The following is a 10,887-nucleotide window of genomic DNA, read 5'->3' as shown; positions in this document are numbered from 1 at the left end:
ATTGCCGTCGCCGCCGTCGAGCGTGTCATTGCCCGCACCACCGGCAACCACGTCATGGCCAAGACCGCCCACAACCGCATCGTCGCCAAAGCCCGCGCCGATCACATCATCGCCGTCGCCGCCATCAATCGCATCATCCCCCAGACCGCCGCCAATGCTGTCATGGCCGGACCCGCCAAGGACCACATCATTGCCATCCGAGGCCGAGATGGAATCATTCCCGTCCCCACCGCTGAGACTGTCATTGCCAAGCCCGCCCGACAGCACGTCATCGCCCGCCTGACCGGTCAAGGTGTCACTGTCACCGGTGCCAACGAGGGTATCACCCTCTGGCAAGGCAACCGCGGAGATGCCCGGTGTGCCCATGATTGCGGTGGTTAAGCTGGCAACACTGACCGTCTGGTCCGAAAATTCGATCCATTCCATGCCAACCAGATCATCCGTGCCAAGCGCAGAGGCGACGCGCAGCCCGTCAACCATCAGCCTGAACTGGGCGGAGGTGCGCGCGACTGTGGACAACACGGCCACATCTTCACCGACGTCGCCCAGGATCAGGTCATTGCCAGCACCGCCCTGAATCCGGTCATCATCCGCGCCGCCCTGCAGAGTATCATCGCCCTCGGCACCATTCAGAATGAAACGCGATGTCAGGATGTGCGTGTGATGATCCTCTTCGCCCAGGACGTCACCAAGGCTGAGGGGATCATCCCCTTTGACTACATTTATAACCCGGCGGGCGTCGCCGACACTGCGGCCCACGCCTTCCGATACGGCCTCGACACGCAAGTAGACCAAGGACCACGCCTGCATGGTCAACAGAAACGCATCCAGACTTTCTGCGGTGACAAGATCGAGAAGTTCGGTTTCAACCACGGTCTGCGCGGCTACTTCATCCTGACCTCCGGCCCCGCCATCCCAAAGCTCCGTCCATGAAATCCGGTACAGGGTTGCATCGGGCTGAAGCACCGTGCTGAAGTCGAGCGTCAAAGCGTTCTCGGCGCCGCTGCGCTCTGACAGGATGAAGAGGGACTCCGGGCCGGATTCAAATCCGTGGATGGACAGATTGTTTGCGTCACGGAAGTCCAGCACGGGTGTCATGCCGATGGTTTGGGACAACTGCGAATAGGCCTCACCGGCGATGGTGAGATGCATGCGGCAGGTGCAAACCAAGGTTACCGAGCGGCTGAAATCGAACAGAGACGGCCAGAAATTTGCGGAGGTCACATCTTGGGAGACCATTTCGAAGAGCATCTCGACATTCATTGCGGCCTGCTGGAGACCACGGTTATTGGCAATGTCGACATCTCCGTTTCGGATCGAGTTCCATTCGGTGATGTAGAAGTCCAACTCCGGCAGGGTCAGGTTTCGCCCCCCCAAGCTCTCACGCCAGAGCCTGAGTTGATTAAAGCCGAATTGTTCCTCGGTATTTACGGAGTCGAATCCGCCGCTGACATAGTAGTGATCGCTCACCCCGTCGATCGCATTGGCGGCCTCTCGCGTGTCGATGGAAAGGAACGCGCCGGTGTCTGTCTGGGCGATAACGTTGTTCTGTTCGAAGGCGGAGATGACAACAAGGTTCTGGACGCGGGCATTGCCCTGCTCGGGCACGACCATCTCTGTCAACTGGCTGAGCGGAGGTGTGTCGGCGCCACCGATTTGGTTAGGCTCATAGACAAAACCTGTGCTTGCATCGACATAGACCGTGCTGTGACCGTTGGGGGAAAACAACCCGGCCGAGCTGAGGGTTTGAACAACGATGTCCGGTTGGTCGGCGCGCGCAATCCCCAGCCCCAGCAGCGTGGTTTCAATGGTCTGGGACACGACGGCTGCCAGATTGCCGTATTCATGTGCGGTCATCCGGCCCGAGCCCCAGAATTCATTGCCGATCTCAAAGGCTTTGATGGTCACACCGGCCTGTTCCGCCTCTTGCATCGCCACGGTCACGAAATCGACCACATCAGCAATATATTCGGTTGATACGCTCCGGTTGCCGTAGGTTCCGGCCAAAAGCGCCTCGCCTGCTGTCTGTGTGAACCCAACAGCAGTGGGAACGACCAGAGTCGCGCGGGCGCCAACGCTGGCAGCCAGATCAATGAAGTCGGAAAAGGCAATCAGATCAAGGTCAGGCGCATTCTGAAAAGATCCGACCGTCCGATTGTGACTGCCGCCCGCAATATCCGAAATGTCGAAATGGCTTTCGGTGATGGAGCCGCCGGGAAATCTCAATCCGGTGATGCCAGCCTCGTCAAACCGACCAATCACCTCATCTCGCAAGGAAATGTCTGTCGCGACCGTCAGATTGGCACCAAACATCTCTGGGGTGACCGTAGTCTGCGAGTTTAGTGTCTCTTGATTAAAGATGACAATCATATTGGTCCTATCTCTACCTAGAGCCGTTAACGTGTAAGTATAGGTACCGATAAAATTGTGCTCTTTTGCGATCCGTACCATTCACATGATCGACGTGCAAGAACCGTACAAAGTTCGGCGCAGCAAAAATTAAAGTTTTGGAGACATGTCTTGCGACGCCCACGGCGGGTTTTGTGCGTTCTTTTGCCGCTTTCAGGGGGGCAGAGGCATTTTTCGTATCGAAACGCCGCGCTTTAGCCACTATGAGGTCGGCAGTCCGGGCGACGGACCACATCTTTGCGAGAATGGAAGCCCCAATGACGTCATATACGCGCGGCAATCCCAGCCCCGAATACCTCGACATGGTTGCCATGTATGAGACGCTGCACGAAGACGGTGAGGCGTCTGCCGGAAAATCCGGCAAACAGACCTTTCCGGGCAAGATGCTGATCCGGCATGCCCCCGGTATCAAAGAGATGATCGAGCGCACCGGCGCGACCAGCATTCTTGATTATGGAGCGGGCAAAGGTGTGGGCTATACCTTGCGCGATGTTCCGATCTCAAAGGGTGTCGTGGTGCCCAGTGTTCAGGAATATTGGGGGGGTGTGGACATCCGCTGTTACGATCCGGGGCATGAGCCATTCAAGGAATTGCCGGATTGCCAGTATGACGGTGTGATCTGCACCGATGTTCTGGAACATATCACCACCCCGGATGTGCCTTGGATCGTCGATGAGATGTTCAGCTACGCGCGCAAGTTTCTCTACGCCAATGTTGCCTGTTACCCGGCGGTCAAGGTTCTGCCCAATGGGCAGAATGTGCATTGCACGGTCCGGTCGCCGGATTGGTGGGCGGGGCTGTTTCATGCCATTTCGATGCGGCACACGGATGTGTCCTTTCGGCTCATCACCTCGACCGCCACGGGGCGGCGCAAGAAGTTTGGCTTCGCGAAGAACCGCAAGAAGGCCTATCAGACCGTAGAACGGATGGCGTGATCCGCGTCGGCTGAGCGGGCACCAGACAGGTAACATGAGCATTACGATGATGAAATACAGGCCCGAAGTCGATGGTCTGCGCGCGATCGCGATCCTGCCCGTGGTGCTATACCATGCCGGGATTGCGGGCTTTCCCGGTGGGTTTGTCGGGGTAGACGTGTTCTTTGTCATTTCCGGCTATCTCATCACCTCGATTATCCTGAGCGAGCGGCGGGCCGGTAATTTCACCCTGACCGGATTCTATGGCCGTCGGATTCGCCGGATCTTTCCGGCGCTGTTTGTGATGATGGCGGTGAGTTATCCAATCGCTTGGGCCTTGCTTGATCCTTCGGCGATGAAGGAGTTTTCGGGCAGTATCGCGGCCTCGACGGTGTTCTTTGCGAATACCTATTTTCTGGAGGTGAGCGGATATTTCGCGACAGCAGCCGAGTTGAAGCCGCTTTTGCACAATTGGAGCCTCTCGGTCGAGGAACAGTTCTATCTGCTCTTTCCAATGGCGGTGCTGCTGAGCTGGCGGGCGGGACCAAAGGGTCAGGCGGCCCTGTTTTTTGCGCTCGCGCTTGTCAGTCTTGGATTTGCACAGTGGCATATTGGGCGCGGCGAGGGTGCGCGCGCGTTTTTCCTGCTGCACACGCGGCTCTGGGAGCTGATGGCGGGGGCGCTCACGGCCTATTGGCTGACCAGCGCGCGTGGCACGGACCTGCGCGACAGCGGACGCTTTCGCCTTGCCGCATTGTTGGGGTTGGCAATGATCCTGACGGCGGTCTTTGCCTATGACAACGAGACCGCGTTTCCGGGGGTGGCGGCGCTTTTGCCCTGCTTGGGCGCGGTTCTGATCATCGCCTTTGCCACCCCCCAGAGCCTTGCGGGCCAGATCCTTGGCTGGCGTCCGGTGGTCTTTGTCGGACTGGTCAGCTACTCGCTTTATCTGTGGCATGTGCCGCTCTTGGTGTTTACCCGGATCGGAACCGGGCGCGATGATGCGACGCTGTTGTTCGGCGTCTGCGTGTTGGCCTTTGTGATCGCCTGTCTGAGCTGGCGCTATGTCGAGCGACCGTTTCGGCGTATGCATGATCTAGCGCCGCGCCGTCTTTTTGGGGCGGCGGCGCTCTGCATGGCGATTCTGGGCGGTATCGGGCTGACAGGCCTGCAAACCGAGGGTTTCCGCGCCTTTTATCTTGAGCACAGGCTTGATGCGGCGGCGCGCGCCAATTTCGAACAGTTCAGCCCGCAGGCCACCAGATCCCGTGTTGCGGATGATGGATGCCGGTTCCGGGCCGAAGAGCTGGATGATGACTTTACCAGTCGGCTGGAAACCTGCGCTGCGGAACACGGGCCAGCGGTGTTCGTGCTGGGCGATTCCCATGCCGAGAACATCTATAACGCGCTGCGGAGCACCGAACGTCTGCCGTTTCTTGTGGGCCTCACGCGCGGCGGGTGCCGCCCCTATCAGCACAAGGCCAAATGCTCTTATGATGCGGTAGTGCCGTTTCTGGAACAGCACCGCGCCGCCATCTCTCAAGTGATTTTTCACGTCTCCGGATCGCATTACATCCTAGATCATCGCAATGAGGGCGACAGTGATGCGGCGTTCGAGACAGGCGTCAGAGCGCGCTTTGCGCAAGACAATATCGCGAAAACTTCGGAATATCTTGCCAAGTTTCACGAGGAGTTGGACGTGGTGTGGCTTGGCCCATTTGCCGAGGCGCGTCTGGATCTCAACAACCCGGAAAACTACAGCCCGGATCGTTTGCGGTTCAACCCGGTCGCGCTTGATCACTTTTCGCTGCTGGAAGACGAGATCAAGGCGCTGGCGGCTGACCAGTCAGCCTATCGCTACGTTTCGCTGTTTGACGCGCTGGCGTTTGACGCGGATACGCTGGTGCAGCAGGACTGTCTGACATTCTGGGATGTGGACCATCTGAGCCCCTGCGGCGAGCATCTGTTCGGACCAACAATTGCGGCTGCGTTGGCGGGGCCGCTGTCCAACAGGCTGTGATGCTTTTGATATGGCAATATTCGGCTAAAATGAGTAAGCGACCGAGAACCAATCACGAGCCGGATGGATTTCGTGAGAACGGAAAAAAAGGCCATGCCCATGCGTGACGCAGTCCGAACAGATGATCACAAACTGGCCAGGTCACCCTTTGATGTGTTTGAAAAAGGCAAGACCGCAGCCCGAACAATCGGGGCTGGACAGGTCCGGATAAGCATATGAGCGATACATTTCGTCTTTTGCGTGCGTCGTTTCCTGAGGCAAGCAAGGTCGTCTGGCGCAAGGCCAGTCGGCGTCTTCTCAAGTTGAAGATGGATCTGAAGGGGGCCGATCAGGCCGAACGCATCCGCGCCGAGCGGCAGATGCGCGGGCGCGAGCAATATGCCAGCCTGCAACGGGCCGATGCCGTGGTGGTCTCATTTGGCAAAAGCGGGCGCACATGGCTGCGGGTGATGATTTCGCGGCTTTATCAGCAGGTTTATGACCTGCCCGAGGATATTCTGATCGGGTTCGACAATTTCCACAACATGGACAGCCGGGTGCCGAGGCTGTTCTTTACGCATGACAATTATATCGGCGATTACACAGGCCACACCGACAGCAAGGTCGATTTCTACGACAAGAAAGTGCTGTTGATGATGCGCGATCCGCGCGATGTGGCGGTGTCGCAGTTTTTCCAGTGGCGCTTTCGGATGCCCTCCGAGAAGAAGCTCTTGAACGAATACCTGCCGCATGGCGACGACAGTTCGATCTATGACTTTGTGCTGCACGAGGGGGGCGGGCTGCCCAAGATTATCGACTTTATGAACATCTGGGCGCGTGAGACCGACAAGGTGCGCGCGCTGAGCCTCATTCGTTACGAGGATATGCGCGCGAATCCGCATGAGACCCTGACACAGGTCGCCCGGTTTCTTGATATTCCGGCCGATGCCACCGTCATTCAAGAGGCGGTGAACTACGCCGATTTCGAAAACATGAAAAAGAAAGAGGCCGAGAACAGTTTTCGCCTCAGTGGCGCGCGCATGGCCCCCGGCGATCAGAGCAACCCCGACAGCTACAAGACGCGCCGCGCCAAGGTGGGCGGCTACCGGGATTATTTCGAGGATGCGCAGATCGAGGTGATCGACGCGCTGGTGGCCGAACGGCTGGACCCGGTCTACGGCTATGGGCCGGCTGCATCCGCGGATAAAACGGCAGAATGAGCCAGCCCAAGGCCCCCCCCCGCATCTGGCGGGTTCTGAGTGACAAGCGTGGCGATAATGCGCAGGTCGATATTGTCGCCGAGGCCCTGGCGCAGCAGCGCGGCTGGACCTCGGAATTGCGGCATCTGGAGATGCTGCCGCGCTATGTGCATGGCAAGCCGCGCGTCGGCGCGACCCTGCATCATGTCGATCTGAGCCTCAGCGATCCTATTGAGCCGCCTTGGCCGGATCTGATCCTGACGCGGGGACGGCGCCCGGCAAATGTGGCGCTCTGGATCAAGAAGCAATCGGGCGGGCGCACGCGGATCGTGCTGGTGGGCAAACCTGCCGGGTGGTTTTCGCATCAGATGGCGAAATTCGATCTGATCGTGACCAGCGCCGAGACCCTGCCCGCACCCTTTGAGAATGTGATGCAGATTGATCTGCCCCTGATGAAGATCAGCCCGGAACGGCTCGAGTCGGGGCGCAAAAACTGGCAGGCGGCCTGGGCTGATCTGCCGCGTCCATTGGTGGTTTTTCTGATTGGCGGTCCGACCAGCCCGTTTGTCTACAACGCCGAGTTGGAAGAGCGATTGCGCGCCCGGATTGCGCAGGTCCTGGAGACAGGCGGGACGCCCTATGTCGTCGGATCACGGCGCACCCCTGACGGATTTCTAAACCGGATCTGTGCAGGGTTTCCCGACGCGCTGCGGGTGTTTGACTGGGGCCAACCCGAGAGCGAGAACCCGTATACCGGTCTTTTGGCGCTGGCGGATCGGTTCATTGTAACCGGCGACAGTATCTCGATGCAGGTCGAGGTGGCCCGTCTTGGCAAACCGCTCGAAATTTTGCCACTGCCGTTTGGCTGGCTGGGCACGCTGGATGATGCGCGCCGCCGCGCGGCGGCTTGGATGTTTCAACCCCGCCGGAATACGGGGCTTGCCGAGTCTCTTCGCCTTGCGTTTGCACGGGGGCTCTATCACCTGCGATTGATGCAACAAACCCGGCATTTCCCGCGGTTTCACCAGATTCTTGTGGATCGAGGTCTGGCCAGTTGGATGGGTGACGACAAGGAGCGCCCGTCTACGACGCGTCCCGCGCTGTCGGCCACGGATGAGGACGTCGCGCGCATCCTAGGCCGAATTGATCAGCTTTTGTCGAGGGTTTGACATGAGCCAGACGCGCGTCTGTGTGATCAGCAATCCAACCAGCGGCAATAACCGCAAATGGCAGGCCCGGATCGAGGCGCGGTTGTCAGCCTATCCTCAGGTCCGCCATTATGTTACCCGCTCGCCGCAAGAGGCAGAGGAGATTGTTCCGCAGTTGGCCGCAATGCGGCCCGACGTGGTAGCGATCAACGGGGGGGACGGCACGATTGCTGCCGCGTTGGGCATGATCCTCAACCACTGGTGCGCTGACAATCTGCCGCTGATCATCATCCTGCCCGGCGGCACCGCCAATATGACGGCGGGTGATATTGGCACCGCGTCAACACATCGGCGCGCCTTGCAGCGGTTTTTCAGGTGGCTTGATCGGGGGGCGCCGCTGAACGGCGACATTCGCGAACGCCACATCATGCGGGTTGAGGGCGCGGCCGATGGGCATGCGCGCTATGGCATGTTTCTGGGCACCGGGGCCATCATGCAGGCCACAAAATTTGCACATAAAGAAGTGCATTCACGGGGTTTGGGCGGCGAAATCAGCCTTGGGATGATCCTGATCCGTTCGGTCTGGGGCCTGATCCGTCAAGACCCCCGGTTTTATCAACCCACCCATGTGGCGATGACCTTGCAGGGGGCCAAAGACGCGCCGGTGACACGCGAGGAAGCCCCGATGCTGATCCTTGTCGCGAGCACGCTAGGGCGGCTGTTTCTTGGGATCAGGCCGTTTTGGGCCAAGGCGGATGCGCCTATCGGAGTGACCGCAATCCGGGGCGGCGCGCTGCGATTTGCCCGCGCCTTTCCGTCGATCCTGCGCGGACATCCGAACCGGCATGTGACCGCGCAGAATGGCTATGAGAGTTTTCACGCGGAGCGCATCGCGCTGAGCTTTGAAGGCGAGATCAATCTTGATGGCGAGCTGTTCGCCACCGCTGGTGACGCTGCTCCGCTGGTGATTACCGCAGAGGGCCCGATCCGGTTCTTGCGGCCCCGCTAGGCGCAGCGCTTGTTTGCCCCGGTGGCGCGGGCATATAACACGGGCAGCAGAGTATTCATTCGAGGCGTATCTGATCCATGACCGGCGTGCAGCCCTTTCCGGCTGAATATCCTACCCCCGAAGGCCCCACGCTGGAGAGTTCTCCGGCGCTGCGCGCGTTGATGACCGCGTTGGAATGCCGGTTTGGGGCTGGATTGCAGGCCGTGATTCTGTATGGGTCCTGTCTGCGCAGCACCGAGCTAATGGAAGGGTTGGTTGATTTCTATGTCTTGGTCGAGAGCACACCCCGTGCCGAGCCGCGGCTTTGGCTGCGTCTCGGGGGGCGGTTGCTGCCGCCGAATGTCTATTATCTGGAAACTTCACTGGGTTCTCAGACGGTGCGTTGCAAATACGCGGTGCTCAGCCTGTCGCAATTTGAGCGCGGCACTGGCCCCGGCTGGTTTCACTCGTATCTTTGGGGGCGGTTCGCACAGCCGGTCAAACCGGTCTGGTGCGACTCTGAGGCGACCCGGCAGCGTTTGCACGCGGCATTTTTTCAGGCGGGAGAAACCCTCTTGCGCCGCGCGGTTCCGGCATTGCCCCCCGAAGGCGGGCTCGATGATTTATGGCAAGGTGCGCTGGCGTTGAGCTATGCCACCGAATTGCGCGCCGAGCGGCAGGGCCGGGCCGCTGAACTGGCGGGACATGGGCGCGCGTTTTTCGAATCTCTGACGCGGGGACTGTTGCCGCGCCTTGGTGGCGTTCTGCAGATTGAAGAGCGTGACGGCACGCTGGTTTACCACAGCCGCGCCGGAGTTTGGGCACGTCGTCTGGCCCCGGCGCTATGGGCGGTGCGACGCATTCAGGGCAAGGCGCTCTCGGTGGCGCGGTTGATCAAGGGGCTGTTCACCTTTGAGGGCGGGCTGGATTACCTTGCGTGGAAACTCTCGCGTCATTCCGGGCAGGTGGTTGAAATCCCCGATAAGGTCCGCCGGCGTCCACTGATCCATATCTGGGGATTCATGCGCCATCTCTACCGGCGCGGGGTGTTTCGCTAAAGGCCCTGTGCATGGGCGGGAACCCGCGTATCAGGCCACGTTTTGGTTACAAAAGCGTAGCATTCGGCCCAATCTCTGATCCAGATCAATACACGACAGTTTTAATTGTGTTTCTGGACATGGCGTCTCAGAAAAAACTCCTGTATAGAGCCGCTCAGAACAAAAAAACCGAGGTTGCGGATCCCCCACCATGAAACACGCAGTATTCATCCAGACGAACCACAAGCAGATCGTCGGCGCCATTGTCGCAGAACATGCGCTGCGCCGCTACTCTACCAATAATGATAAATTTGACGTGCATATAGTCAACAGCCGGAATTACCCGTTCTTCATGGCCCGCGAAGGTCAGGAATATATGCGCGACGGCGTCAAGCGCGTCTGGCTGAACGAGGATCTTCAATCCTTTACCCCGACCCGCTTTATGCCCCCCGAACTGATGGGCTATGAAGGCCGCGCCGTGGTCATTGACCCGGACGTGTTTGCCTGCGCCGACATCTGGGAATTGCTGAGCCGCGACATGAAGGGCAAGGCCGTCATGGCGCGCATGCGCTCTGGCACCAAGGGCCTGATCGACAAGGCCTATGCCAGCTCTGTAATGCTGCTCGATTGCGCGCAGTTGAAGCATTGGAAGGTTGAAGAGCAATTCAACGCCATGTTCGACGGCGATCACGACTATTCGCGCTGGATTGGTCTGCGCGACGAAAACCCTGAAACTCTCGAATTTATTGAAACCGAATGGAATGATTTCGATAAATTCACCACCGACACCAAAATGCTGCATACCACCCGCCGCAAGACGCAGCCGTGGAAAACCGGCCTGCCGGTGGATTGGCGCCCCGCAGAGCGGTTCCGCCTGTTCCCGCCAGCCGCTTGGATTCTACGCTTGCGCCGCAAGATTTTCGGCGAGTATGGCCTGATGGGCAATTACAAAGAGCATCCGGACAAGAACCAGGAGAATTTCTTCTGGGGTCTGGTCAAGGAATGTGTTGAGCAAGGCAAGCTCACGGAAGAGTTCCTGCGCAAGGAAATGGAAGAAAACCATGTCCGCCACGATGCGCTTGAAGTGCTGGCGCGCGTGCCCAGCCTGCCCCCTGCCCCGGCGCATCCCCTGAGCACCGGCAATCTCGCCCGCGCGGCCTGAGTGATATATGGCGCGGCCCAAGGCCGCGCCG

General features: G+C 59.1%; 8 protein-coding genes. 7 read left to right on the top strand and 1 reads right to left on the bottom strand.

What is annotated here, in order from left to right; translation table 11 throughout:
• A partial coding sequence (locus tag ACN0SW_RS15930; protein WP_417728917.1) for a calcium-binding protein occupies positions 1-2,370 on the bottom strand: 2,370 nt, incomplete at its 3' end.
• 296 nt (positions 2,371-2,666) lie between these two features.
• Between ACN0SW_RS15930 and ACN0SW_RS15925 the strand changes: the two genes are divergently transcribed.
• The 7 genes from ACN0SW_RS15925 (at position 2,667) to ACN0SW_RS15895 (ending at position 10,856) form a co-directional block, all read left to right on the top strand.
• Positions 2,667-3,344: a class I SAM-dependent methyltransferase gene (locus ACN0SW_RS15925; protein WP_417728916.1), complete on the top strand. Its 678-nt coding sequence runs from the start codon at positions 2,667-2,669 to the stop codon at positions 3,342-3,344.
• A gap of 34 nt (positions 3,345-3,378) precedes the next feature.
• Positions 3,379-5,343 carry an acyltransferase family protein gene (locus ACN0SW_RS15920; RefSeq protein ID WP_417728915.1) on the top strand — a complete coding sequence of 655 codons (1,965 nt, stop codon included), beginning with the start codon at positions 3,379-3,381 and terminating at the stop codon, positions 5,341-5,343.
• 215 nt (positions 5,344-5,558) lie between these two features.
• A complete protein-coding gene (locus tag ACN0SW_RS15915) occupies positions 5,559-6,542 on the top strand; it encodes a sulfotransferase domain-containing protein (RefSeq protein ID WP_417728914.1) in 984 nt (327 codons plus the stop codon).
• Positions 6,539-7,690 carry a mitochondrial fission ELM1 family protein gene (locus tag ACN0SW_RS15910; RefSeq protein WP_417728913.1) on the top strand — a complete coding sequence of 384 codons (1,152 nt, stop codon included), beginning with the start codon at positions 6,539-6,541 and terminating at the stop codon, positions 7,688-7,690. The genes ACN0SW_RS15915 and ACN0SW_RS15910 overlap by 4 nt, the downstream gene beginning before the upstream one ends.
• A gap of 1 nt (position 7,691) precedes the next feature.
• Complete coding sequence (locus tag ACN0SW_RS15905; protein ID WP_417728912.1) at positions 7,692-8,678, top strand: diacylglycerol/lipid kinase family protein; 987 nt, start codon at positions 7,692-7,694, stop codon at positions 8,676-8,678.
• Between the two features lie 77 nt (positions 8,679-8,755).
• Entirely contained in the window at positions 8,756-9,715 is a 960-nt protein-coding gene (locus tag ACN0SW_RS15900) for a hypothetical protein (RefSeq protein WP_417728911.1), read from the top strand.
• A gap of 190 nt (positions 9,716-9,905) precedes the next feature.
• Positions 9,906-10,856 (top strand): hypothetical protein, encoded by a 951-nt coding sequence (locus ACN0SW_RS15895; protein ID WP_417728910.1) that lies wholly within the window; start codon positions 9,906-9,908, stop codon positions 10,854-10,856.
• Positions 10,857-10,887 lie beyond the last annotated feature (31 nt).

Source organism: Roseovarius sp., from assembly GCF_048262375.1.
In the GTDB taxonomy this organism is placed as follows: domain Bacteria; phylum Pseudomonadota; class Alphaproteobacteria; order Rhodobacterales; family Rhodobacteraceae; genus Roseovarius.
Note: the sequence above shows the minus strand (reverse complement) of the source record. Positions and strands in the feature narration are given on the sequence as shown.